The organism is Mesorhizobium sp. M0833 (assembly GCF_040319905.1).
Taxonomy (GTDB): Bacteria; Pseudomonadota; Alphaproteobacteria; order Rhizobiales; family Rhizobiaceae; genus Mesorhizobium.
Window position 1 is genome coordinate 64789 of record NZ_JAMYOQ010000015.1, and the last position, 24084, is coordinate 88872.

Below are 24084 nucleotides of genomic sequence, written 5' to 3' on the forward strand. Positions count from 1 at the left end.
TTCTCCCGATCGAAATGAGAAAAAACGACCATAAGGTCGGACCAACAGAGTGAGGAACTTAACATGTCGAACGAACTGGAATATCTGAGCCGGCGCGTTGCGTCCGGCAAGCTGAGCCGTCGCGATTTTCTCGGCCGGGCAGCTGCGCTTGGCGTCACCGCAACCTTCGCCAATTCGCTGCTATCCAGCGCTTCCCGCGCGGCGGGTCCGGTCAAGGGCGGCACGCTGAAGGCCGGCCTGGTCGGTGGCGAGTCCACCAACAGTCTCGATCCGGCGCTGTTCATGACGCAGGTGCCGTTCGCCTTCGGCAAGATGTGGGGCGAACTGATCGTCGAACTGTCTCCTGAAGGCAAGCTCGAGAACCGCATTGCCGAGGAGATCGGCTCGTCGGACGACGCCAAGACCTGGACGCTGAAGATCCGCGATGGCGTCGAGTTCCACAACGGCAAGAAGGTGACCGCAGAGGACGTGGCCGCCACCCTCGAACGCCATTCGGACGAGAAGTCGAAGTCCGGCGCGCTCGGTTATATGAAAGGCATCGAGAGCATAAAGGCCAACGGCAAGGAAGTGGTGCTGACGCTGAAGGAGCCGAATGCCGATCTTCCCTATCTGCTTAGCGACTATCACCTGATCATCCAGCCGAACGGCGGCAAGGATAAGGCCGATGCCGGTATCTCGGCGGGTCCTTACAAGGTCACCACCAACGAGCCCGGCGTGCGCCATGGCGGCGAGCGCTTCGCCAATTACTGGCAGGGCGACAAGATGGGCCATGCCGACCAGATCGAGATCATCGTCATCAACGACGCCACGGCGCGTACGGCGGCGCTGCAGGGCGGCCAGGTCCACATGATCAACCGCGTCGAGCCGAAGATCGTCGATCTGATCAAGCGCGTGCCCGGCGTCACCATCCGCAACCATTCGGGACCCGGCCACTACGTTTTCATCATGCACTGCGACACCGCGCCGTTCGACAATAACGATCTGCGCATGGCGTTGAAGCTGGCGATCGACCGCGAGGAGATGCTGAACAAGGTGCTGCGCGGCTATGGCTCGCTCGGCAACGACTTCCCGATCAATGCATCGTACCCGCTATTCACCGAGATCGAGCAGCGCAAATACGATCCCGACAAGGCCAAGTTCCACTACAAGAAATCGGGTCATGACGGTGCCGTCCTGCTCCGGACGTCGGACGTCGCCTTCCCCGGTGCCGTCGATGCCGCACAGCTGTTCCAGCAAAGCGCGGCCAAGGCCGGCATCAAGCTGGAGATCAAGCGCGAACCGGGCGACGGCTACTGGTCGGAAGTCTGGAACAAACAGCCGTTCTGCGCCTCCTACTGGGGCGGCCGGTCGACGCAGGACCAGATGTACTCTACCGCCTATCTGTCGACGGCCGACTGGAACGACACACGTTTCAAGCGTCCGGATTTCGACAAGATGGTGCTGGCGGCCCGCGCCGAGCTCGACGAGGCCAAGCGCAAGGCAATGTACCACGACATGGCTGTGATGGTGCGCGACGAGGGCGGCCTGATCCTGCCGATGTTCAATCAGTTCATCGACGCGACGGGCGCCAAGGTTGCCGGGTGGGTGGATGATCCGCATCAGGAGTTGATGAACGGATATGCTCTGGCGAAGTGCTGGCTCGAAGCCTGAGCCCGGCCTTGCGGATATGTCCTCACCCATCGTGACACTGGTGGCCCAGCGCATTGCGCTGGGCATCATCCTTCTATTGGCCGTTTCGGTCCTGATCTTCGCCGGCACCCAGATCCTGCCCGGCGACGTCGCGCAAGCCATTCTCGGGCAGTCGGCGACACCGGAGTCGCTCGCTAATCTGCGCGAGCAGCTCGGCCTCAATGATCCCGCCTACATCCGTTATTTTCGCTGGCTCGGCGGCATCCTGACCGGTGATCTCGGCACGGCTATGTCGAGCGGTCAGGATATCGCAACCTCGATCAAGGGAAGGCTGTGGAACACGCTGTTCCTCGCCTTCTGGGCGGCGATCGTCGCGGTGCCGCTGGCGATCATCCTCGGGCTGATCGCGGTGCGCTACCGCAATGGTTGGGTCGACAAGCTGATCTCGGGACTGGCGCTGGCCTCGACGTCCTTCCCGGAATTCTTCGTCGGCTATGTGCTCGTCTTTTTCTTCGCGGTGCAACATCAATGGTTTCCCGCCATTTCCACCGTCTATGAGGGGATGCCGTTCGGCGAACGCATCCAGGCTATAGCACTGCCTGCGGCGGCGCTGACCCTGGTGGTGCTCGCCCATATGATGCGCATGACGCGCGCCGCGATCCTCAACGTCATGCAGTCGGCCTATGTCGAGACCGCGGAGCTCAAGGGGCTTTCAGCCTTCGCGGTTATCCGCAGGCATGCCTTCCCCAATGCGATTGCGCCGATCATCAACGTCGTCATGCTCAACCTTGCCTATCTGATCGTCGGCGTCGTCGTCGTCGAAGTGATCTTCGTCTATCCGGGTATGGGGCAATACTTGGTCGACCACGTCACCAAGCGTGACGTGCCGGTGGTGCAGGCGGTCGGGCTGATCTTCGCCGCCGTTTATATCAGCCTGAACATCATCGCGGACATTGCGGCAATCGTCGCCAATCCGCGCCTCAGACATCCGAAATGAGGGGGTCGGGTATGCTCGTCATCAAACGCATCCCCATCCCGGCGCTGGTCGGACTGGTGTTGACGGCGCTGTTCGTGCTGGCGGCGATCTTTGCGCCGTGGATCGCGCCGCACGGCAATGCCGAGATCGTCAGCGACGTCCCTTGGGAGCCAATGTCGGCTGCGCATTGGCTGGGCACCGACAATCTCGGTCGCGATCTGTTGTCGCGCATGATCTATGGCGCCCGCATCACCCTTTTCATCGCGGTGCTGGCCACCGCGCTGTCGTTCTCGCTCGGCGCTATCCTTGGCTTCTCGGCGGCGGTTTTCGGCGGCTGGTTCGACACGCTGATTTCGCGCCTCGTCGATCTCCTGATGTCGATCCCAACGCTGATCATGGGCCTCGTCGTGCTCTCGGTGCTGCCAACCAATCTGGTGACGCTGATCCTGGTGATGGGCATTCTCGACTCGACCCGCGTCTACCGCCTGTCGCGGGCGGTGGCGGTCGACATTAACGTCATGGATTACGTCGAGGCGGCCAAGCTGCGCGGCGAAGGCAGCGGCTGGATCATCTTCCGCGAGATCCTGCCCAATGCGCTGTCCCCGCTGGTTTCGGAACTCGGCCTGCGCTTCATCTATGCCGTGCTGTTCCTGTCGACGCTTTCCTTCCTCGGCCTTGGCGTGCAACCGCCTAGCGCCGACTGGGGCGGCATGGTCAAGGAAAACAAGGACGGCATCGTCTTCGGAATTGCGGCGGCACTGATCCCGGCGGCGGCGATCGCCGCGCTGGCGATCTCCGTCAATCTTGTCGCCGACTGGGTGCTCAACCGCACGACAAGCCTGAAGGGAGGACGCGGGTAATGGCTGACAAGCAACCGAAGCCCGGGCAACCGAAGTCCGGCGTGCTGCTCGACATCCGCAATCTGCGCATCGAGGCCACGGTATATCCGCCGGGCGAGGCGCCGAAGAACATCGTGCTGGTGCACGATGTCTCGCTGACGCTCGAAAAGGGCAAGGTGCTCGGATTGATCGGCGAGTCCGGCGCCGGCAAATCGACCATCGGCCTGTCGTCGATGGGTTACGGCCGCGGCGGCGTGCGCATCACCGGCGGCGAGGTCATCCTCAATGGCCGCGACATCCTGAAGGGCGGCAACGAAGGGTTCCGCAAATTGCGCGGCCGCGAGGTCTGCTATGTCGCGCAATCGGCGGCAGCGGCCTTCAATCCGGCGCACAGGCTGATGGACCAGGTGGTCGAGGCAGCACTCCTGCACGGTACGGCGACGCGGGCCGAAGCCGAAAAGCGCGCCGTGGCGCTGTTCAAGAAGCTCAGCCTGCCGAACCCCGAAAGCATCGGCGAGCGCTTCCCCCACCAGGTGTCGGGCGGTCAGCTGCAGCGCGTGATGACGGCAATGGCGCTGTGCTCGGAACCCGACCTGATCGTCTTCGACGAGCCGACCACGGCGCTCGACGTGACGACGCAGATCGACGTGTTAGCGGCGATCAAGGATGCCATCCGCGACACGCATGTGGCGGCACTCTACATCACCCATGACCTTGCCGTCGTCGCCCAGGTCTCGGACGAGATCATGGTGCTGCGCCACGGCCGGCTGGTCGAATGGGGCGGCACGCGCCAGATCATCAAGGAGCCGCGCCAGGAATACACCAACGCGCTGGTTTCGGTGCATGAGATCGAACATCAGGAGCAGAAGCCCGGCACGAGCCCGTTCCTATCGGTCAAGGACATCACCGCCGCCTATGGCCGCAGCCACATCAAGGTGCTGAAGAACGTCTCGGTCGATATTTTCCCGGGCCAGACGCTGGCGGTGGTCGGCGAGTCCGGCTCCGGCAAATCGACGCTGGCGCGCGCCATCACCGGCCTCCTGCCGCCCGAACAAGGCACCGTCACCTTCGACGGACGGCCGCTCGCCAACCGGCTTGCCGACCGGCCGAAGGAGGATCTGCGCCAGTTGCAGATGATCTATCAGATGGCCGATGTCGCGATGAATCCGCGCCAGACGGTCGGCACCATCATCGGCCGGCCGCTGGAATTCTATTTTGGGATGCGCGGGCGCGAGCGCGACAAACGGGTCGCCGAACTGCTCGACAAGATCGAGATGGGTAAAGGCTATGTCGACCGCTATCCGGCCGAGCTTTCGGGCGGCCAGAAGCAGCGCGTCTGCATCGCTCGTTCGCTCGCCGCCAAGCCGAAGCTGATCATCTGCGACGAGGTGACATCGGCGCTCGACCCGCTGGTGGCCCATGGCATACTGGAGCTGCTGCTCGAGCTGCAGAAAGAGGAAAACGTCGCTTATCTGTTCATCACTCATGATCTCGCAACAGTGAAGTCGATCGCCGATTCGATCGCGGTGATGTATCGCGGCGAGGTGGTGCGCTACGGCCCCAAGAGCAAGGTTCTGACGCCGCCGTTCGACGCCTACACAGACCTTTTGCTGTCGTCGGTGCCCGAAATGGAGATCGGCTGGTTAGAGAAAGCGATCAAGGGAAGGCGCATGGCCAGCGCGGGGAACTAGCGGGCTGCCCCTTGCGCCCGATGATCCTGTCCGGGCGTGGATTGAACGGCGGGCCCGCCCTGACTTTTCCGATCAAGCCGCATGGAGGCGCCCTTGGCGCTCAACACGAAACTTCTGCTCATCATCCTAGACGGCGTGCCTTACCGGAACTGGCGACGGCTGATGGGCAATCTCGAAGGCTGGGTGCAATCCGGCGACGCGCGCGTGTGGAAGATGCGCTCCGTGCTGCCGTCGACCTCGGCATCCTGCTATGCCTCGATCCACACCGGCGTGCCGCCTCAAGTGCACGGCATCCTGTCCAACGAGAACCGGTTTCGCGTCGAACAGCCGGACATTTTTTCCGAAGTCAGCAGGGCCGGCGGCAAGACGGGTGCGGTCACCCATTCCTACTGGTCCGAATTCTTCCGGGCCTATCCGTTCGACCTGGTCGAGGACATAGAGTTCGACCAGCCGGGCAGGCCGATCAGCCATGGCCGGTTCCACACCATGACCGGCTACAACGCCAGGAACCAGATGACGCCGAGCGACGTCGACCTGTTCGCGACGTTGACCATGCTGACCAGGCGCTACGGCATCGACTACGGCATCCTGCACAGCTGCACGCTGGACTCGATGGGTCACCGGTTCGGCCATGACTGCCGCGAGATGGATCATGCCGTCTATGCAATAGACGCCATGCTCGCCGGCTTCCTGCCGCGCTGGCGGGAGGTCGGCTACGAGGTGATCGTTACCGCCGATCATGGCCAGACCGATCGCGGCCATCATGGCGGCCACGACGAAGAGATGCAGGATTTCGCACTTTATTACTTCGGATCCGGCGAGGGCCCGGACGCCAATACGCTGCTCGATCAGCTGCAGCTCGCGCCGACAGTGCTTGCGCGCCTCGGCGTGCCGGTGCCGGCGACGATGAAGGCAAAGCCGTTCCTGAGTTGAGCGCGCGCCCTCTTCTCCCTCTGGCAACGCTCCCGCTCTTCAGTTAGCCTCCGCAAATATACGGGCGGATGCCGGTGAACCTTTTTGGGCCGATCAGCGACAGAGCAGGCAGGAGCCAGGCGGCTCGACCGGCGATGACTGCCGCGGAGACCGATCGCGCGCTCGTCGAGCGCGTCGCGAAGGGCGACCGTGCCGCCGTGCGGCTCCTGTTCATGCGCCACCACGCGGGTCTACCGCTTCGCGGCACGCCAGACGGGATCGGAACTGATGGCCGACGATATTGCGAACGAGGTATTCCTTGAACTCTGGCGGCAGGCGCCGGCCTTCGAGGGCCGCTCGGAGGTCTCGACATGGCTGCTCGGCATTGCCCGCTTCAAGGCGCTGTCCCTGCTGCGCAAGAAGAAGGAAGACTGGATCGACGACGATGACGCGGCCCAGGTCGCCGACGGTGCCGACACGCCGGAAGTCGTGACGATGAAAGAAGACAAGGCCGCTGCCTTGCGACGCTTCATCGATGTCATGCCGGAAGAGCACCGTGCGGTGATCGACCTTGCCTATTATCACGGGCAATCGGTGAGCGAGATCGGCGAGGTACTCGGCATCCCGGTCGCCACGGTCAAGACCAGGATGTTCTACGCCCGCAAGAAACTCGGCGAAGCCCTCAAGGCCGCCGGTTACGACAGGGGGTGGCCATGAGCGCCGCTGAAAAGATGTCGCGCCGCGACGAAATGGAAATGCTGCTGCCGTTTTATCTGAACGGCTCGCTGGAGGGCACCGAGCTCGAAGCCATTGAGGAATGGCTGGCAAGCGATCCGGCGGCGATGGCCGCACTAGGCGAGGCCGAGGCCGAATTCTCCAGCACCGCTGCCGCAAAGGAGGCAATCCGCCCGCCTGCCGATGCGCTCAGCCGCTTTGCCAAGGCGCTCGATGCCGAGGCCGGCCCCGCCCGCGGGCCGGCGGCATCGTCCTGGCTGGCGCAGGCCTGGAGCCGCTTCATGGCGGCGCCCGCCGGCATTGCCTGGGCCGCGGCCGCAGTGCTGCTGGCCCTGGTCGTCACGCAATCCTTTGTGCAGACCGGCAACAGAGATGGCGATTTCGAGATTGCCGGATCGGACGACGATCTGGCCAAAATGCCGTTTGCCCTTGTGAAGTTCAAACCGGATGCGAAGCTGTCCGACATCGTCGCTTTTCTCGACAAGAACCAGTTGACGATCGCCGGCGGGCCTACCGCCGACGGCGTTTTCCGGCTCGGCGTTCCGGCCAAGACCGCGGCCGACTATCAGAAACTGCTTGGCCTTATTGCCGCCCAGCCTTTCACCGAAGCTGCGCTGGAGGGAAGGAAACCGGCTGATGGTGGCTAAGGCGGTCACTCGATTGACGGCGGCGATGACAATCTTCGCCACGTCTGCCGTCGCACAAACCAACGATCCTAACCTCACCCAGGCGGAGATCGACTGCCTGAACCGGGGAAGTGCTGCCGCCGACTGCGCCAAGGCGGCTGCTCGGCAACACGCTGGTGCGCTTCGGCATTCCGGATGGCCGCCCGGTCGGCGTCATGCTGGCACAGCTTGCCGCCGACGGCCGCATTTTGCGGCGTGAGGCCAACCATGTCTACTCGCTGCAGCAGGCCGCCAGCATCGTCAATTATGCGTTCGAGCGCATCGCGCTCGACGCCAACGAAGCCAGCGGCGAGAATGTGCGTGTTGGCGTCATCGATACCGGCATCGACGACAAAAATCCGGCGCTCTCCGGTGTCATCTTCAATGCCATACCCGACGTGCCGATCAAGGCGCGCGACCACGGCACTTCGGTCGACGGACTGATCGCCGGCACCGGCGCGTTCAAAGGCATCGCGCCGGGCGCCACGATCTATCACGCCCGCGCCTTCGAGGGCGGCAAGTCGACCATGGATGTCGTCCTTTCGGCGCTCGACTGGGCAGCGGAGCAGGATGTCCGCATCATCAACATGAGCTTCGTCGGTCCGAAGAACGACTTGCTCGGCATCGCCTGCCGCAATGCGCGTGCGCTTGGCATCGTGCTGGTCGCGGCCGCCGGCAATAACGGGCCGAAGGCGCCCTATGGTTATCCGGCCGCCTTCGACGGCGTGATCGCGGTGACGGCCACCGATACCAGGGACGGGCTGATGGCGCAGGCCAATCGCGGCGCCTACGTCTTCATCTCCGCGCCCGGCGTCGAGATGGTGGCGCCGAGCGGCGCCCGTTCGGATGTGGTGACCGGGACATCCTTTGCAGCGGCCGTCGTGACCGGCGCGGTCGCCAATCTGTTGCATGCGGCGCCCGATCGCTCCGCCGACTGGGTCGAGAAAGCGCTCGCCGGCACGGCAAGGGATCTCGGCCCCAAGGGCCGCGACAATGATTTCGGTTTTGGCCTGCCGGACACCAAAGCGGCCGAGGCGGCCAAGGAATAGGTCTAGAGCTCTAACGCTTCTGCATTTGTGCATGCCGTTCTCCCGAAGCCGCTGCATAATGTTGGGCATCAGATATTGGGGGCAAAACTCAATCGGCCGGTTACCTCAAATGACCGATATGGGCTCGAACTCGGTCGCTCAGGGTAATTGAGTTTTGATCCCTAGGCCGGGGCGCCGGCTACCGATCCTCTGACCACCAGATCGACCGGCCAGACCTCGCCGCGAGCGCCCTCCTCCAGGCCGGAAATCCGCGCCGCGAGCCGTTCGGCGATGCGTGCGCCCGCCAGGCGGATCGACGAACGTGTCGTCGACAGCGGCACCGAAAAATTTTCCGGCTTCAGCCAGGGAAAGACGTCGTCATGGGCGATCAGCGACAGGTCGCCCGGAATGGTCAGGCCGAGATCGCGCACCGCGCGCACCACGCCGAGCGCCATAATCAGGCTGGAGCAGGCGATCGCCGTCGGCGCGTCGCTTTGTTCCAGCAGACGCCTGGCGGCGCGATAGCCGTTCTCCTCGGTCATTGTCAGGGAACAGACATGCTGATCACGAAGCACCAGGCCGCTTGCCGCAAGCGCGCGTCGCACGCCGCGCTCGCGATGTATCGCGAAGGTCTCGCGATCGTCGCCATTGATAAGCGCCAGACGCCTGTGACCGAGCTGCACGAGAAGCCGCGCCGCCTCGTGGAAGGCGCCCTCATTGTCGATGTCGGTGAAGGGGTAGTCGAAATCGAAGCCTTCGCTGCGGCCATGGACGATGAAGGGAATGCCGAGCGTGTTGACCAGCGCCACCCGCCGGTCGGCCGGCCTCGGCGAGGAGATATAGACCGCGTCGACCTGCCGGTTGGCGACAATGCGGCGGTAGGTCGTCTCCTGGTCGTCGGCATCGGCCGGTGACAGCACCAGGTCGAGCTCGTGCGAACGGGCATAGTCGCCGAGGCCGGACAGGAACTCGACGAAATGCGGGTCGATATCGACGGTCGCTCCCGTCGGCAGCACATAGCCGATCATGCCGGTCTTGCCGGTCGCCAGCCGGCGGGCGCTTGGATTGGGGCGATAGCCATGACGCTTGGCGGCATCGACCACCCGCCGGCGCGTTTCCTCGTTGACTTCCGGGTAGCCGTTCAATGCGCGGCTCACCGTGGTCTGCGAAAGCGCTAGCATGTGGGAGAGCTGCTTGAGGTTCACCGGAGGCCTCCAAACCTCAAAGCGCTTTTAATCTGAAACGATCTGGCCCTACGAACCGCGTTGCCGAGCGCAGTGACCATACGCACGGTTCGGACCGGTTTGAAGCCGAATTTGCTGCTGCACTGCCAGAAAACTGTGCTGCAGCGCACTTTTGCCGGCACCCCGCCGCAAAAATTAAATCGATTAGCCTGGCTTCCTCTTGACTCGCGGTCAATTCAGTGGCGAGATCAAAATGACCAAAGCGCTTTGGAAGACTCCACGAAAGGTTGCAGTTCCTTTCCGACTGAGTCACAGTCCTGCGGCGCCGGCGGACGGAATGGAGGTTTCGTTCGGTGTTTGTCACCACTGGGAGGGAATACCGATGAAGAAAATGCTTCTGCTGGGCGCTGCGTTTGCCACGTTCGCCCTGGCCATGCCCGCGCAAGCCGAACTGAAGTTCAAGCCGGGCGAAGATCCCCGTTTCAACTGGGCCAACTACGAAGAGCTCAAGAAGGTCGACCTCAAGGGCGAGACACTGACAATCTTCGGGCCGTGGCGCGGCGAGGACGAAGGGCTTATCCGCACTGTTCTCGATTACTTCTCCGAAGCCACCGGCGCCGAGATCAAGTATTCCTCGTCAGAGAATTACGAGCAGCAGATCGTCATCGACACGCAGGCCGGCAGCCCGCCCAACATCGCCGTGCTGCCGCAGCCGGGCCTGATCCAGGATCTGGCATCGAAGGGCTTGCTGACGCCGCTCGGCGACGACACGGCCAACTGGGTCAAGGACAATTACGGGGCCGGCCAATCCTGGGTCGACCTCGGCACCTTCAAGGACAAGGACGGCAAGCCCGGCTTCTTCGCCTTTCCTTATAAGGCCGACGTGAAATCGCTGGTCTGGTACTCGCCGGACAATTTCGAGGAAGCCGGCTACAAGGTGCCGAAGACGCAGGAAGAGCTTGCCGAGCTCGAAAAGAAGATCATCGCCGACGGCGGCACGCCATGGTGCATCGGGCTTGGTTCGGGCGGCGCCACCGGCTGGCCGGCGACCGACTGGGTCGAAGACATCATGCTGCGCACCCAGACGCCCGAGACCTACGACAAATGGGTGAAGAACGAAATTCCGTTCAACGATCCGGCCGTGGTCAACGCCATCGACATTTTCGGCAAGATCGCGACCGACGACAAGATGGTCGAGGGTGGCGCCAAGGCGGTTGCGGCGACCGATTTCCGCGACAGCCCGAAGGGCCTCTTCTCGGTGCCGCCGAAATGCTATCTGCACCACCAGGCATCGTTCATTCCGACCTTCTTCCCGCAAGGCACCAAGATCGGCGAGGATGCCGACTTCTTCTATTACCCGCCCTACGCCTCCAAGCCCGAGCTCGGCACTCCGGTGCTCGGCGCCGGCACGCTGGCCATGATCACCAAAGATAGCAAGAGTGCCCGCGCCTTCATCGAATTCCTGAAGCTGCCGCTCGCTCATGAGATCTGGATGGCACAGGGCGGCTTCGTGACGCCGTTCAAGTCGGTCAACAAGGACGCCTATGCCAGCGACGCGCTGAAGAAGCAGGGCGAGATCCTGGCCAACGCCTCGACCTTCCGCTTCGATGGGTCCGACCTGATGCCGGGCAAGATCGGCGCCGGCGCGTTCTGGACCGGCATGATCGACCTGGTCGGCGGCAAGTCCGCCCAGGACGTCGCCACCGACATCCAGAAAAGCTGGGACGCGATCAAGTAAGCGGCCGGCTCGAGTCCCATGTGATGCGGTCCGGGCCTCAAACGGCCCGGACCTTCTTCGGTGCTCGGCGTCGCGTCGATTGTCGTGAGCACGACGCATTCCGGCATGACGCGCGCCCAGTGACCTGCTTTTCGGCTGGTCGCGCTCCAGACAACTGAATCGGCGCATGATCCCGTCGCCAAAGCCGTTCTCGACTGGCGGATCCGTGCGCAGGGGAGGGACCCATGGCGGCTCAGATTTTTTCGGCGATATTCGTCATCATCATCGGCGTGGGCGGCTGCGTCGCCTATTTCTGGGGTGCCAACAAGGCACTCGACACGATCTTTCCGGCACGCGGCGTTTCCGGCAAGGCGGCGATCAACAATCTGCGCCGGCAGGGGGTGATCCGGCCCTGGCTGTTCGTCGGCCCGGCGATGATCATCCTGACCATTTATCTGATCTACCCGGTGGTGGAGACGCTGAGGCTGTCGTTCCTCGATCGCGGCGGCGCCCATTTCGTCGGCTTGGCCAACTATCAATGGGCGTTCGGCGACCGTGAGTTCCGCAATTCGATCCTCAACAACATCCTGTGGCTGGCGGTGGTGCCAGCCGCCTGCACCTTCCTCGGCCTGATCATCGCCGTGCTCACCGACAAGATCTGGTGGGGCACCATCGCCAAGAGCCTGATCTTCCTGCCGCTCGCCATCTCCTTCGTCGGCGCCAGCGTCATCTGGAAATTCATCTATGAATATCGCGGCGAGGGCCAGACACAGATCGGCCTGCTCAACGCCATCATCCAGTATTTCGGCGGCCAGCCGCAGGTCTGGATATCGCTGCCGTTCTGGAACAACTTCTTCCTGATGGTCATCCTGATCTGGATCCAGACCGGCTTTGCCATGGTCATCCTGTCGTCGGCCTTGCGCGGCATTCCGGAAGAGACGCTGGAAGCCGCCGTCATCGACGGCGCCAACCCTTTCCAGATCTTCTGGAAGATCATGGTGCCGCAGATCTGGGGCACCATCGCCGTCGTCTGGACCACCATCACCATCCTGGTGCTGAAGGTTTTCGACATCGTGCTGACCATGACCAACGGCCAGTGGAACAGCCAGGTGCTGGCCAATCTGATGTTCGACTGGATGTTCCGCGGCGGTGGCGATTTCGGCCGCGGCGCCACCATCGCCATCATCATCATGATAGCGGTCATTCCGATCATGGTCTGGAACATCCGCCAGGCGAACAAAGAGACGGAAGGGCATTGAGATGACTGTCTCGACCGGAAAGTCCTTTGTCAGCCGTTTCGGCGTCCACATCGCCGTCTTCATCTTCGTTGCGATCTGGACGATCCCGACACTCGGCATTCTGGTCTCGTCGCTGCGCGACAAGGACCAGATCATCGCTTCTGGCTGGTGGAACTCGTTCGCCAGTTCCAGCCAGACGGAGGCCGGGCGGCTGCCGCCCGCCTCGGCGCAGGTCGAGAAGGACGGCAAGTTCGTCCTGCAAGGCAACATCTTCGGCGACGGCCCGGCCCGCAATATCAGCGCCTTCGGCGTCAAGTCGGCAGCGCCGACGCAATATCCCGCCGGCACGACAGCCGATCTCGGCGACGGCGTGACCCTGCAGCTCAATGCCGACGGCAGTTTCGTCATGACCTCGCCGAAGGTTTTCGAAAGCGAACGCGGCCAGCGCGTCTATTACGCCTCGTCGGCGCCGCCGAAATTCACCACCGACAATTACGACACGGTGCTGTTTTCGGAAGGCATCGGCCGCTCCTTCATGAACTCGCTGACCGTCACCATTCCGGCCACCGTCATCCCGATCCTGATCGCCGCGTTCGCTGCTTACGCTTTGGCCTGGATGCGCTTTCCCGGCCGGGCCCTGCTCATCGCCGTCATCATCGGCCTCCTGGTCGTGCCGCTGCAGATGTCGCTGATCCCGCTGTTGAAGCTCTATAACGGCGTCGGCAGCTTCTTCGGCGTGCCATCGAAGACCTATCTCGGCATCTGGCTGGCGCATACCGGCTTCGGCCTGCCTTTCGCCATCTATCTGTTGAGAAGCTATATTGCCGGCCTGCCGCGCGAGATCATGGAGTCGGCGCGCATCGACGGGGCCAGCGATTTCGAGATCTTCGTCAAGATCGTGCTGCCCTTGTCGTTCCCGGTGCTGGCCTCGTTTGCCATCTTCCAGTTTCTCTGGGTGTGGAACGATCTGCTGGTGGCGATGGTTTTCCTTGGTACCGAGGGCGACCAGATCGTGCTGACCGCCAAGCTCAATGCGTTGCTCGGCTCGCGCGGCGGCGACTGGGAGATCCTGACGACATCGGCCTTCGTTACCATCATCGTGCCGCTGATCGTGTTCTTTTCGCTGCAGCGCTATTTCGTCCGCGGGCTGCTTGCCGGCTCGGTGAAAGGAGGTTGAGATCATGCAATCCGCTTTGAAGGCCACTCCGAAGCCCGATCTTGCTATCGATCGCGACTGGTGGCGAGGTGCCGTGATCTACCAGATCTACCCGCGCAGCTACCAGGATTCGAACGGCGACGGCATCGGCGACCTCAGGGGCATTATCGGCCGGCTGCCGTATATCGCCTCGCTTGGCGTCGACGCCATCTGGATCTCGCCGTTCTTCAAATCGCCGATGAAGGACTTTGGCTACGACGTGTCGGATTATTGCGATGTCGATCCGATGTTCGGCACGCTGGCCGACTTCGACGCGCTGACCGCCGAGGCGCACCGGCTTGGCCTCAAGGTGATGATCGACGAGGTGCTCTCGCACACCGCCGACGTCCATCCCTGGTTCAAGGAGAGCCGCTCCAGCCGCAGCAATCCAAAAGCCGACTGGTATGTCTGGGCGGACGCCAAGCCGGACGGCACGCCGCCCAACAATTGGCTGTCGATCTTCGGTGGCTCGGCCTGGCAGTGGGACACCAGCCGCCAGCAATATTACCTGCATAATTTCCTGGCCGAGCAGCCCGACCTCAATTTCCACAGCCGCGCGGTCCAGGACGCGCTGCTCGATGTCACCCGCTTCTGGCTGGAGCGCGGCGTCGATGGTTTCCGCCTCGATACCATCAATTTCTACTTCCACAGCCAAGGCCTGGAAGACAATCCGCCGCTGCCGCCCGAGCAGCGCAACGACCAGACGGCGCCGGCCGTCAACCCCTACAACTACCAGGACCATCTCTACGACAAGAGCCGGCCTGAAAACCTCGGCTTCCTCGAACGCTTCCGCGCCCTGCTCGATGAATATCCGGCGACGGCCGCGGTTGGCGAAGTCGGCGATTCGCAGCGTGGGCTGGAAGTCGTGGCGGCCTATACGGCCGGCGGCAAGCGCGTCCATATGTGTTACTCCTTCGACTTCCTGGCGCCGGAGAAGATCAGCGCGGCAAAGGTGCGCTCGGTGCTGGAAACCTTCGGCAAGGTGGCCAGCGATGGCTGGTCGTGCTGGGCCTTCTCCAATCATGACGTGATGCGCCCTGCCTCGCGCTGGGCAGCCGGCGAGCCGGACCCGACCGCGTACCTCAAGGTCATCTCGGCGCTGCTGATGTCGTTGCGCGGCTCGGTCTGCATCTATCAGGGCGAGGAGCTCGGGCTCAGCGAGGCCGAACTCAGCTTCGAGGATCTGCAGGACCCATACGGCATCCGCTTCTGGCCGGAATTCAAGGGCCGCGACGGCTGCCGCACGCCAATGGTTTGGGACGGCGCTGCCCGCAATGGCGGCTTCTCGACGGCAAAGCCCTGGCTGCCGGTGCCGGCCAAGCATCTTACGCAAGCGGTCAATGTGCAGCAGGGCGACGACGGCTCGCTGCTCGAGCACTACCGGCGCTTCCTGGCTTTCCGCCGTGCTCATCCGGCACTGGCCAAGGGCGATATCGAGTTCATCGAAAGCGGGGGCGACACCGTCGCCTTCACGCGCCGCGAAGGCAACGAGCAGATCGTCTGCGCCTTCAATCTCGGCGCAAAGCCGGCCGAGGTCGATCTTGGCGGCCGCTCACTGCAGCCCTTGCCGGGACACGGCTTTTCGGGACAGACTGGCGCCGGCACTATCCGCCTCGGCGGCTACGGCGCCTGGTTCGGGCGTATCGACTGAATTCAAGGAAGAACTGGAGAGTACCATGGCCGATGTCACGCTAAGGCAAGTGAGGAAATCATATGGCAATCTCAACATTCTGCACGGCGTCGACCTCGACATAAAGTCGGGCGAATTCATCGTCTTCGTCGGTCCGTCTGGTTGCGGCAAGTCCACCTTGCTGCGCTGCATCGCCGGGCTGGAGGAGATCACCTCAGGCGAGCTCAAGATCGACGGCGAGATTGTCAACGACGTGCCGCCGTCAAAGCGCGGCATCGCGATGGTGTTCCAGTCCTATGCGCTCTATCCGCACATGACCGTCTACGACAACATGGCGTTCTCGATGAAGATCGGTAAGGAAAGCAAGGCCGAGATCGACAAGCGGGTCCGCCAAGCGGCCGAGATCCTGCAGCTGACCAAATATCTCGACCGCCTGCCCAAGGCGATGTCGGGCGGTCAGCGCCAGCGCGTCGCCATCGGCCGCGCCATCGTGCGCAATCCCAAGGTCTTCTTGTTCGACGAGCCGCTATCCAACCTCGATGCGGCGCTGCGCGTCGCCACTCGCATCGAGATCGCCAAGCTCAAGGAATCGATGCCGGCCACAACGATGATCTATGTCACCCACGACCAGGTCGAGGCCATGACGCTGGCCGACCGCATCGTGGTGCTGAAGGAAGGCCATATCGAACAGGTCGGCACGCCGATGGAGCTCTACAAGCGGCCCGGCAATCTGTTCGTCGCCCAGTTCATCGGCTCGCCGGCGATGAACATCCTGCCGGCGACGATCGACAGGACCGGCAACCCGACGGTCGTCAGCCATGTCGGCGGCCGCAAGGCAACGGTGCCGATCGCAACGCCTGCCTCGGCGAAAGGCGCTGCGGTGAGCTTCGGGGTGCGGCCGGAGGATCTGATGATTGCCACCGGCGCCGACTATTTGTTCGAAGGGACCGTCGATTATGTCGAGCAGCTCGGCGAGGTCCAACTCGTCTATGTCGACATCGGCCGCGCCGACCTGCCGCTGGTGACCAAGCTGCCGGGCAATGTCGAGGTCAAGCGCGGGGCGTCGATGCGGCTGACGGCGGATGCCGGCGACCTGCATATCTTCGATGCGGACGGACACTCCTTCGCGCTCCATGAAGCAGAAGCAAAGGCGGCTTGAGGCAGGCGTTTTTCCGCCACGCAAAAGACAAGAGCGGCGGGCATGGCCAGCCGCTCTTGTCTGGAATTTCCAGTTCGGCTGTTAGTTGTTGCCGAAGAGGTTGCGGTCGGCGCCCTGCGGCGCGGACTTGGGCACATCGCCAGACGAATTCAGCAACTTGTAGATCGGCGAGTTGCTGTTACGCACCGAATATGTCTGCGTCTTGTCGACATTGACGGTCGTCTGCTTATTGATGTCGCTCCCGCCAACATTGTCGTTTTGGGCATAGGCGCCGCCGGCGGTAATCAAGAGAGCGGCGGCAGTAAGAACAATCTTTTTCATTTGGATACTCCTGGATTTCGGATCAAAGCGGCGGGCATGCCCGCCCGCCTTGATGGTGGGATCGGCTGTTAGTTGTTGCCGAAGAGGTTGCGATCGGCGCCCTGGCCGACCGGCTGCTTTTCAGCCTGATCTGACTTCTTGAGGGAGGCCGTGTACGAGCTGTCGACCGCGACAGCCGGCTGGTTGGCTCCGTTGGAACCATAATTGTCGCTGCCGGCGAAGGCGCTGCCGGTGATGGCCAAAACGGCGACGGCGGCAAGAAAGATCTTTTTCATTTCAATACTCCTGAATTTTTTCAGATCCCGGGCGGCGGATATGCCCGCCGCCCTGATGCTGGGATCGGCTGTTAGTTGTTGCCGAAGAGGTTCCGGTCGGCGCCCTGGACAGGCTGCTTGTCAGCATCAGCCGGCTTCTGAATGGAAGCCGTGTACGAGCTGTCGCCCGAGGCGGCAGGCTGGTTCGCACCATTGGAACCATAATTGTCGCTGCCGGCGAAGGCGCTGCCGGTGATGGCCAAAACGGCGACGGCGGCAAGAGCGATCTTTTTCATTTTTAGTACTCCAGTATCTTAGTCTCAGTCCGTCTAGCGGCGTGTCTTGGGAGGAGTTCGCGTCGTTCGGACCGCCCCGATGTGGGAAAGCCAATGGCCAGTTTCCAATCACGAAGTTGTTTGGTGTGGACCAAGAATCTACACCTTGAAATTGTGCCACGGATTCCCTTCGCCACATTTTTATCGTTTGATGTCAACAAGATAGCCCATCGCCTCGGTCTGGCTGCAAGGTGACTTGGGAGGCAGCGTTCACAGCGTCCTGCACGCATTGTCAACAGAAACGAACCGTTCGGTTCGATTTTTTAAACCGATAAAAGTCGCAGCCGGGGTTGTTTGTCGAATCGTTAACCATTTCAGCCAAGCGCGGCCTCGCCGTTCTGCCGGTTTCGGCCCGTTTAGGCCGGCCGGCAAAGGCAGCAACCGGGCAAGCAGAACCGGGTCAGACCCCGTAGCGTTCGGTGCGGATGAGAGCCGCAGGCACCCCGGCATCGATCAGTGCCTCGGCGGCGGCCGTCACGAATGCGTTCGAGCCGCAGACAAAGGCCAGCTTCGGCGGCGCGGGCAGCCTTGTCATGGCTTGCACCATCATCGCGGCGTCGACCCGCCGCGCATAATCCGCCGGACGGCGGGCCGGCTCGCGCGTCAGCGTCAGCACCAGGTCGAAGCCATCCCGGCGCTCGGCGAGGTCGATCAGCTCGTCGCGAAAGATCACCTCGTCCCAGACCCGCGCCGAAACCACCAGGGCGGCGGCGACCAGCGACCCCCGCATCGCCCGGTGACGGACCATCGACATCAGCGGCACCACGCCCGACCCACCGCCGACGAGCAGGAGCGGTCCGCCATCGCCGTCGGACCAGACGAAATGGCCGCCGAGCGGCCCGCGTAATTCGACCTCGTCGCCCACTGCCGCGATCTCGTGAAAGAACGGCGAGACCTCGCCGTCCTCGAGTTTTTCAATCGCCAGCTCGATGGTCTCGCCCGTCTCCGGTGCCGAGGCGATGGAGTAGGAGCGGCGCGCCTGATAACCGTCAGGCGCCGTCAGCCTGACGTCGACATGCTGTCCGGCACGGTAGGCGAAGGGCCGCGACGGCTGCAGGAAAAAGCTGGTGACGCGCGGCGTGCGCTTTTGGATGCGGGTGATGGTGACTATCTGCCAGGGCGACTGCGCCGCCGGTGCGTCGCTCATGGATCGTTCGTGTAGCGCTGCTCGCGCCATGGGTCGCCATAGATATGATAGCCTCGCAACTCCCAGAAACCCGGCTCGTCACGCTCGGTGAACTGCAGCCCGTTCAGCCATTTGGCCGATTTCCAGAAATAGAGATGCGGAACGAGCAGCCGCGCCGGGCCGCCATGGTCGGGGGTGATCGGCTTGCCCTCGTAAAGCAGCGCCACCATCGCCTTGCCGCCGGTGAGATCCTTCGTCGGCACGTTGGTGGAATAGCCGTCGAAACCCAACGCCAGCGTGAAGGCGGTGGGCGGCTCGATGCCGGCGTCGGCAAGGATGTCGTCGACCAGCACGCCCTGCCACGCCGTGTCGAACTTGGTCCATGCGGTGACGCAATGGATGTCGCGCGTCATCTTGGTCAGGGGCAGCGCGTTGAACTCGGCCCAATTCCACTTCTTGATCGGCCGCGGCCCGTGCTTAAGCGTGAACGACCAATCCTCGGTGCGCACATGCGGCGTCGGGCCGGCCGACAGGACCGGGAAACCTTGCTCGAGATATTGCCCCGGCGGGATACGTGCACCCGTATCCGTCGGCGGCTTTCGTCCGGAAGAGAAGCCTCGGGTAACCATCGAGAATATCCGTTTGCGCAAGGTCCAATCGATCTTTGTCAGTTTTCTCGAAGACGCGCGCGCGGGCAACCGAAATCTTGGCTCGGCATGGCGGCAATGCCCTCCATAGATCTTGGCAGCGCGGCGCCTGCCTCAGCCACTGGCGAAGGGGACGGCGACAAACATCTGGGCGTCGCCGCGCTGGACAAGCAGCAGCACCGATTTCTTGCCGGATTTGGCAGCCTGCACGATCGCCTGGTTAGCCTGCCTGGCGCTTCTCACCGGATGCTGGTCGACGGCGACGATGATATCGCCGGGCTGGATGCCGGAAGCCGATGCCGCCTTGTTCGGGTCGACGCGCTCGACCAGTGCGCCGTGCTGGTTGCCTGCCAGGTTCATTGCCTGGCGTACATCCGGGGTGACATCCATCAGGCGGAGACCGAGCGCCGGTGCACGGAGGCCCTGCTCCGTCGACGGCTGACGCTGATCGCCGGTCACCGATCCCGTTGCCATGTCGTCTTCGTTGCGCCCGATCTCGACCGAGATCTGCAGGCTTTGGCCCTTGCGCCAGACATTGAGGGTTTCCCTCGTGCCGGGCGCAACGTCGGCGACGGCGCGCGACAGGTCCCTTGGGTCCTTTATGTCGCGATCGGCGAAGCTGGTGATGACGTCGCCGGTCTCGATGCCGGCCTTGGCGGCCGGCGATCCGTCGCTGACCTGCGCGACCAGCACGCCGGCGGGGTGATCGAGGCCGATGGCGCTCGCCATATCAGGCGTCACGGGCTGGATCTGGACGCCGAGGTAGCCGTACTGGATGGAGCCGCCCTTCATCAGCTTGGCGACGACCTTTTGCGCCTGGTCGGAGGGGATGGCGAAGCCGACGCCGACACTGCCGCCATTCGGCGAAAAGATCGCCGTGTTGATGCCGACGACATTGCCGTTCACATCCGTCAGCGGGCCGCCGGAATTGCCCCGGTTGATCGGTGCGTCGATCTGGATGAAGTCGTCAAACGGCCCGCTGTGCAGGTCGCGGCCGCGCGCCGAGACGATGCCGGCCGTGACCGTGGTGCCAAGGCCGAAAGGATTGCCGAAGGCGAGCACCTGGTCACCCGGCATGAGTTTGTCGGAATCGCCCCATCTGACGGTCGGCAAGGGCTTGCCGGCTTTGACCTTGAGCACGGCAAGATCGTTCTTGGCGTCATGGCCGATCAATTTGGCAGGAAGCTCGGTGCCGTCGTCGAGCGTCACCTTGATCGATTGGGCGCCATCGACAACGTGATTGTTGGTGACGATGGTGCCGTCGCTGGCGACGATGAAGCCTGAACCGAGGGCCTCGGTGCGCGGCGCCTGTTCCGGCGGTGTTTTGGGAGCGGGCAGTCCCTGGTCACCGAAGAAATGGCGGAAATAGTCGTCGAAAGGGGAGGTTCCGCCAAAGGGAGAGGCATCGCTCATGGTGTCGGGCTGTTGTACTTTCATGACCGTCGTGATTGTCACCACCGCCGGCTTATCGGCCGCCACGACCGGGGCGAACGAGCCGCTCGGCGCCGTCATGCCGGTGACGGGAGGGGTGACCGTTGCCGCCAGGACATCATTCAGCCTGGGAGCGAGAGGCAGGGCGAAAGGGCTGACGATCAACGCTGCGCCCAGCAGAGCGGCGACGCGATGTCTGCGAAGGGTCTGAATTGGTGACATGGCCGTTGTCCGGGCGAGAGATTGGTGAAGCGCCCTAACGTTCCGTCACCGGAACAATTCATCGGCGCGTCGGTCGTCGGCCTTGCCTGTCTCGCCTGTCAGGCAGCCGACCGGATCGACAGCCCCGCATCTAGGGCGCCGATCATGGTTTCCAGATAATGTTACGAAGATTTAATTTTCGGCTGGCAACGGCCGTGCCGGGCTGGCGCCGAAACCCGAAAACAAAAACCCGCCTTGCGGCGGGTCGTTGGGGCAAATCAGCACCATACCCAAATTACTAGCATAGCTGCCGGCACAAAGCAAGAACAAAATAGCTGCCCAAGCCAAATCGCTTCAGGCCGCCCCTCACTGCCCCGCCAAGGCTTCTATGCCGCTGTCCCGTCCGTTCGCCTGAGATACGCCGAGGCGATCTCACGCATCCGCCTGCCGTCGAAGCTCGGTCCATGACCGCCATGGCCGATCCGGATCGGCAAGTCGAGCAGCCGCTGCATGGTGCGGCGGTAGGCGGCACGATCGGAATCCGGCAGGTCGTCGATCAGCGTCGCGTCATAGATGGCGTCGCCGGCGAAGAACAGGCCGTCTGCCTCATCGAACAGCGCGATCGAATCCGGAGAGTGGCCGGGCAGGTGCAGGACGCGGAATTGCCGGTCGCCGAGGTCGATCCTATCGCCCTCGTCCAGGGTCCGGTCCAGCGGCGCCGGTGGAATCCTGTAATCGGCCGCTTTCCAGCCGTTTGCCGGCAGTCTGGAGACGGCGCCTTCGAGATCATGGAACATGTAGGCGTAGGTCACCGCTTCGTCCATGCTGTCGAACTGCGTGGCGCTGTGGCGCGGACCTGCCCGCAACGGAAACTCGTGCAGCGAGCCGACATGATCGAGATGGATATGCGTGGCGACGACGAGCAGCGGCTTGCCGGCCGGCGTGTCGATCTGCGGCGCCAGCGGGCAGATCCCCATGCCGGTGTCGACCAGCAGGTCGACATCGCGGCCGCGCACATGCCAGATGTTGGCGCGCACGAAATCATGCACGAAGGGCTCGGTCAGCATCATCGTCTTGGCGTCGACGATGGTTTTGCTGAACCAGCTGTCCATCAGATAAAGGCCGGCATCAGACGAACGGCTTACCGACCTTGTACTTTCGCGGAACCAGCCGCTTCAGATAGGCCATGCCCGCATTGGACAGCCGGTTGACGTCGGGCAGCATGAAATCATCCGGCATATGGCGTGTCTTGCCGGCGACGTTCTTCAGCGGCACCTTCTTCAGCACGGTTTTTTTGCCGTCATATTGCAGCGCCACGGAACCGCCGCCCTCGTCGGCCACGGTGACGGCGAAAGCGCCGGCATCGAAGGCCTCCCGCGCGTCCACCGCGCTGATGGCGCCGACATAGCCGCGCGGCATATAGCCGAGCGCATCAACGCGCGCCCGCTTGCCCGGCAATCCTTCGGCGAGCGCGCGCTCCAAGGCTGCCGGCAGGTCGCTGCCCGACAGCTTGACGTTGCCGTGCTGGTCGCGCTCCAGCCTTTCCGGCGGCACCAGGCTTTCGACCAGCGCCTTGCCGTCGGCGGTGCTGACGCCTTCGGAGACGGCAACGATGCAGCGCTTGTGGCGGTCGAGCGTGGCGCGCACGTCGTCGATGAAACCGGCCGCCGAGAACGGCCGCTCCGGCACGTAGACGAGATGCGGGCCGCTGTCCTGGTCGAGCTGCCAGGCCGCGGATGCGGCCGTCAGGAAACCGGCATGCCGCCCCATGACGATGCCGACATAGATGCCCGGCAGAGCGCGGAAATCGAGATCGACCGAAAGGAATGCTCCAGCGACGAACTCGGCCGCCGACATGAAGCCGGGCGTGTGATCGTTCTCCTCGAGATCGTTGTCGATGGTTTTCGGCGCATGCACGAAGGCGATCTTGCCGCCGGCGGCGTCGGTGAGGATCTGCTGCGTGCCCGAGGTGTCGTTGCCGCCGATATAGATGAAGGCGTCGGCGCCGGCTTTCTTCAAGCCATTGAGGATGAGGTCGCAGTAGGCGGCATCCGGCTTGTCGCGCGTCGAACCAAGCGCGGCGCTCGGCGTCGCCGCGATCAGCCGCAGGCGGTCCTCGGGGATGGCGGAAAGATCGACGTAATTGCCGTCACGAATGCCGCGCACGCCGTGGATGGATCCCAGCACCTTGGCGCCGGGATGCCGCTTGCGGATTTCGAGCGCAGCACCCACCACGGTCTGGTTGATGACGGCGGTCGGGCCGCCGCCCTGCGCGATGACAAAAGTTCCGGCCATTGCTCACGTCTCCCGGGCGATGAAATCGCAGGCACATTCGCCTGTCTTGCGGCATCGCGCAACGGCAGAGTGATCGCTGAAGGCGAAGCCGCCGTTCAGACGACGACGACCGGGTTTTTCTTGGAGACGCGGCTGTAGAGATCGATGACGTCCTGGTTGATCAGGCGCACGCAGCCCGACGACATCGCCTGGCCGATGCTCCACCATTCGGGCGAGCCGTGGATGCGATAACCGGTGTCGCTGCCGTTCTGATAAATGTAGAGGGCACGCGCGCCGAGCGGATTGTCGAGGCCGCCCGGCTGTCCGCCTTGCCACTTCACCAGTTCCGGCCTGCGGGCGATCATCTCGGGCGGTGGGGTCCAAACCGGCCATTCCTTGCCGTACTGGATGTTGGCGCGGCCGGACCAGCGGAATCCGTCCTTGCCGATGCCGACGCCGTAACGGATCGCCTCGCCGCCGGGCTGCACCAGATAGAGCAGCCGCTCCTGCGAGTGAACGACGATGGTGCCGGGTTGCTCGCCGGTCGGATCGACGACGATCTGGCGGCGAAACTCCGGCTTGATCTTGAGGTAGGGCACCTCCGGCACGTTGAAGCCACCGTCGGTAAGCGAAGCGTACATCACGTCGGGGCTGGTGATGTTCTTGTCGACGCTGATGCTCGGACGGACGGGCCGGATCGAGCCGGTAGTGACGTCGTCGACCTGGAGCGACGGCAGATCCAGCGTCTGGCTGCAGCCTGTGACGCCGAGCAGCGCCAGCGCGCCGGCGCCGGACAGCACCGTACGGCGGGAAAGCTGTAGTTCGGTTTCGATTGCGTCGCCATTATGCGGCAGCGACAGACCGTGCGGCAACTCACGCATTTACCCAAACCCTACG

General features: G+C 63.1%; 21 protein-coding genes and 2 pseudogenes. 13 read left to right on the forward strand and 10 right to left on the reverse strand.

Going from position 1 to position 24084, the window contains the following annotated elements:
• The first annotated feature begins 63 nt into the window (after positions 1-63).
• The 8 genes and pseudogenes from NKH98_RS18315 to NKH98_RS18350 all read left to right on the forward strand — a co-directional run.
• The gene (locus tag NKH98_RS18315; protein WP_352900368.1) at positions 64-1650 is read left to right on the forward strand and encodes an ABC transporter substrate-binding protein; all 1587 of its coding nucleotides are present in this window, start codon (positions 64-66) and stop codon (positions 1648-1650) included.
• A gap of 16 nt (positions 1651-1666) precedes the next feature.
• Positions 1667-2626: an ABC transporter permease gene (locus NKH98_RS18320; RefSeq protein ID WP_352900369.1), complete on the forward strand. Its 960-nt coding sequence runs from the start codon at positions 1667-1669 to the stop codon at positions 2624-2626.
• Between the two features lie 11 nt (positions 2627-2637).
• On the forward strand, positions 2638-3465 hold the full coding sequence (locus NKH98_RS18325) for an ABC transporter permease (protein WP_352900372.1): 828 nt from the start codon (positions 2638-2640) through the stop codon (positions 3463-3465).
• Complete coding sequence (locus NKH98_RS18330) at positions 3465-5135, forward strand: ABC transporter ATP-binding protein (protein ID WP_352900374.1); 1671 nt, start codon at positions 3465-3467, stop codon at positions 5133-5135. Before NKH98_RS18325 ends, NKH98_RS18330 begins: the two co-directional genes overlap by 1 nt.
• Before the next feature lie 93 nt (positions 5136-5228).
• Positions 5229-6068 (forward strand): alkaline phosphatase family protein, encoded by an 840-nt coding sequence (locus NKH98_RS18335; protein ID WP_352650119.1) that lies wholly within the window; start codon positions 5229-5231, stop codon positions 6066-6068.
• A gap of 134 nt (positions 6069-6202) precedes the next feature.
• Positions 6203-6764: pseudogene (locus tag NKH98_RS18340) on the forward strand (sigma-70 family RNA polymerase sigma factor).
• The gene (locus NKH98_RS18345) at positions 6761-7429 is read left to right on the forward strand and encodes an anti-sigma factor (protein ID WP_352900377.1); all 669 of its coding nucleotides are present in this window, start codon (positions 6761-6763) and stop codon (positions 7427-7429) included. The pseudogene NKH98_RS18340 and the gene NKH98_RS18345 overlap by 4 nt, the downstream one beginning before the upstream one ends.
• A gap of 134 nt (positions 7430-7563) precedes the next feature.
• Positions 7564-8496: pseudogene (locus NKH98_RS18350) on the forward strand (S8 family serine peptidase); the annotation flags it as partial.
• A gap of 161 nt (positions 8497-8657) precedes the next feature.
• Here the strand turns inward: NKH98_RS18350 and NKH98_RS18355 are convergent.
• Positions 8658-9680 (reverse strand): substrate-binding domain-containing protein, encoded by a 1023-nt coding sequence (locus tag NKH98_RS18355; RefSeq protein ID WP_352480048.1) that lies wholly within the window; start codon positions 9678-9680, stop codon positions 8658-8660.
• A gap of 361 nt (positions 9681-10041) precedes the next feature.
• Here NKH98_RS18355 and NKH98_RS18360 point away from each other — a divergent pair, with 361 nt between their 5' ends.
• From NKH98_RS18360 to NKH98_RS18380, 5 genes are all read left to right on the forward strand, one after another.
• Positions 10042-11397 (forward strand): ABC transporter substrate-binding protein, encoded by a 1356-nt coding sequence (locus tag NKH98_RS18360; RefSeq protein WP_352900380.1) that lies wholly within the window; start codon positions 10042-10044, stop codon positions 11395-11397.
• Between the two features lie 224 nt (positions 11398-11621).
• The gene (locus NKH98_RS18365) at positions 11622-12635 is read left to right on the forward strand and encodes a carbohydrate ABC transporter permease (protein WP_352900381.1); all 1014 of its coding nucleotides are present in this window, start codon (positions 11622-11624) and stop codon (positions 12633-12635) included.
• A gap of 1 nt (position 12636) precedes the next feature.
• Entirely contained in the window at positions 12637-13791 is a 1155-nt protein-coding gene (locus tag NKH98_RS18370; protein ID WP_352900383.1) for a carbohydrate ABC transporter permease, read from the forward strand.
• A gap of 4 nt (positions 13792-13795) precedes the next feature.
• Positions 13796-15460, forward strand: coding sequence for a beta-galactosidase BglA (gene bglA / locus NKH98_RS18375; RefSeq protein ID WP_352900385.1), 1665 nt, complete (start codon positions 13796-13798; stop codon positions 15458-15460).
• Between the two features lie 25 nt (positions 15461-15485).
• Complete coding sequence (locus NKH98_RS18380) at positions 15486-16598, forward strand: ABC transporter ATP-binding protein (protein WP_352900388.1); 1113 nt, start codon at positions 15486-15488, stop codon at positions 16596-16598.
• Between the two features lie 81 nt (positions 16599-16679).
• Here NKH98_RS18380 and NKH98_RS18385 read toward each other — a convergent pair whose 3' ends face one another.
• From NKH98_RS18385 to NKH98_RS18425, 9 genes are all read right to left on the reverse strand, one after another.
• Positions 16680-16919, reverse strand: coding sequence for a DUF680 domain-containing protein (locus tag NKH98_RS18385; RefSeq protein WP_352900390.1), 240 nt, complete (start codon positions 16917-16919; stop codon positions 16680-16682).
• A 68-nt stretch (positions 16920-16987) separates the two neighbouring features.
• Positions 16988-17194 carry a DUF680 domain-containing protein gene (locus NKH98_RS18390; protein ID WP_254815995.1) on the reverse strand — a complete coding sequence of 69 codons (207 nt, stop codon included), beginning with the start codon at positions 17192-17194 and terminating at the stop codon, positions 16988-16990.
• 71 nt (positions 17195-17265) lie between these two features.
• Complete coding sequence (locus tag NKH98_RS18395; protein WP_352480241.1) at positions 17266-17469, reverse strand: DUF680 domain-containing protein; 204 nt, start codon at positions 17467-17469, stop codon at positions 17266-17268.
• 439 nt (positions 17470-17908) lie between these two features.
• Positions 17909-18655, reverse strand: coding sequence for an FAD-binding oxidoreductase (locus NKH98_RS18400; protein ID WP_352900392.1), 747 nt, complete (start codon positions 18653-18655; stop codon positions 17909-17911).
• Positions 18652-19263, reverse strand: coding sequence for a molybdopterin-dependent oxidoreductase (locus tag NKH98_RS18405; RefSeq protein ID WP_352900394.1), 612 nt, complete (start codon positions 19261-19263; stop codon positions 18652-18654). Before NKH98_RS18405 ends, NKH98_RS18400 begins: the two co-directional genes overlap by 4 nt.
• Before the next feature lie 132 nt (positions 19264-19395).
• A complete protein-coding gene (locus tag NKH98_RS18410) occupies positions 19396-20934 on the reverse strand; it encodes a DegQ family serine endoprotease (RefSeq protein WP_352900396.1) in 1539 nt (512 codons plus the stop codon).
• Positions 20935-21299: 365 nt separating this feature from the next.
• Positions 21300-22025, reverse strand: coding sequence for an MBL fold metallo-hydrolase (locus NKH98_RS18415; protein WP_352900398.1), 726 nt, complete (start codon positions 22023-22025; stop codon positions 21300-21302).
• A 16-nt stretch (positions 22026-22041) separates the two neighbouring features.
• A complete protein-coding gene (locus NKH98_RS18420) occupies positions 22042-23208 on the reverse strand; it encodes a diphosphate--fructose-6-phosphate 1-phosphotransferase (RefSeq protein ID WP_352480237.1) in 1167 nt (388 codons plus the stop codon).
• A gap of 95 nt (positions 23209-23303) precedes the next feature.
• A complete protein-coding gene (locus NKH98_RS18425; RefSeq protein WP_352900401.1) occupies positions 23304-24068 on the reverse strand; it encodes a L,D-transpeptidase in 765 nt (254 codons plus the stop codon).
• Positions 24069-24084: the final 16 nt, after the last annotated feature.

Excerpts from the sequence above, each read along its gene's own strand:
- NKH98_RS18315 (WP_352900368.1), top strand. The coding sequence starts at position 64 with ATGTCGAACGAACTGGAATATCTGAGCCGGCGCGTTGCGTCCGGCAAG.
- NKH98_RS18320 (WP_352900369.1), top strand. The coding sequence starts at position 1,667 with ATGTCCTCACCCATCGTGACACTGGTGGCCCAGCGCATTGCGCTGGGC.
- NKH98_RS18325 (WP_352900372.1), top strand. The coding sequence starts at position 2,638 with ATGCTCGTCATCAAACGCATCCCCATCCCGGCGCTGGTCGGACTGGTG.
- NKH98_RS18330 (WP_352900374.1), top strand. The coding sequence starts at position 3,465 with ATGGCTGACAAGCAACCGAAGCCCGGGCAACCGAAGTCCGGCGTGCTG.
- NKH98_RS18345 (WP_352900377.1), top strand. The coding sequence starts at position 6,761 with ATGAGCGCCGCTGAAAAGATGTCGCGCCGCGACGAAATGGAAATGCTG.
- NKH98_RS18360 (WP_352900380.1), top strand. The coding sequence starts at position 10,042 with ATGAAGAAAATGCTTCTGCTGGGCGCTGCGTTTGCCACGTTCGCCCTG.
- NKH98_RS18365 (WP_352900381.1), top strand. The coding sequence starts at position 11,622 with ATGGCGGCTCAGATTTTTTCGGCGATATTCGTCATCATCATCGGCGTG.
- NKH98_RS18370 (WP_352900383.1), top strand. The coding sequence starts at position 12,637 with ATGACTGTCTCGACCGGAAAGTCCTTTGTCAGCCGTTTCGGCGTCCAC.
- bglA (WP_352900385.1), top strand. The coding sequence starts at position 13,796 with ATGCAATCCGCTTTGAAGGCCACTCCGAAGCCCGATCTTGCTATCGAT.
- NKH98_RS18380 (WP_352900388.1), top strand. The coding sequence starts at position 15,486 with ATGGCCGATGTCACGCTAAGGCAAGTGAGGAAATCATATGGCAATCTC.
- NKH98_RS18385 (WP_352900390.1), bottom strand. The coding sequence starts at position 16,919 with ATGAAAAAGATTGTTCTTACTGCCGCCGCTCTCTTGATTACCGCCGGC.
- NKH98_RS18390 (WP_254815995.1), bottom strand. The coding sequence starts at position 17,194 with ATGAAAAAGATCTTTCTTGCCGCCGTCGCCGTTTTGGCCATCACCGGC.
- NKH98_RS18395 (WP_352480241.1), bottom strand. The coding sequence starts at position 17,469 with ATGAAAAAGATCGCTCTTGCCGCCGTCGCCGTTTTGGCCATCACCGGC.
- NKH98_RS18400 (WP_352900392.1), bottom strand. The coding sequence starts at position 18,655 with ATGAGCGACGCACCGGCGGCGCAGTCGCCCTGGCAGATAGTCACCATC.
- NKH98_RS18405 (WP_352900394.1), bottom strand. The coding sequence starts at position 19,263 with ATGGTTACCCGAGGCTTCTCTTCCGGACGAAAGCCGCCGACGGATACG.
- NKH98_RS18410 (WP_352900396.1), bottom strand. The coding sequence starts at position 20,934 with ATGTCACCAATTCAGACCCTTCGCAGACATCGCGTCGCCGCTCTGCTG.
- NKH98_RS18415 (WP_352900398.1), bottom strand. The coding sequence starts at position 22,025 with ATGGACAGCTGGTTCAGCAAAACCATCGTCGACGCCAAGACGATGATG.
- NKH98_RS18420 (WP_352480237.1), bottom strand. The coding sequence starts at position 23,208 with ATGGCCGGAACTTTTGTCATCGCGCAGGGCGGCGGCCCGACCGCCGTC.
- NKH98_RS18425 (WP_352900401.1), bottom strand. The coding sequence starts at position 24,068 with ATGCGTGAGTTGCCGCACGGTCTGTCGCTGCCGCATAATGGCGACGCA.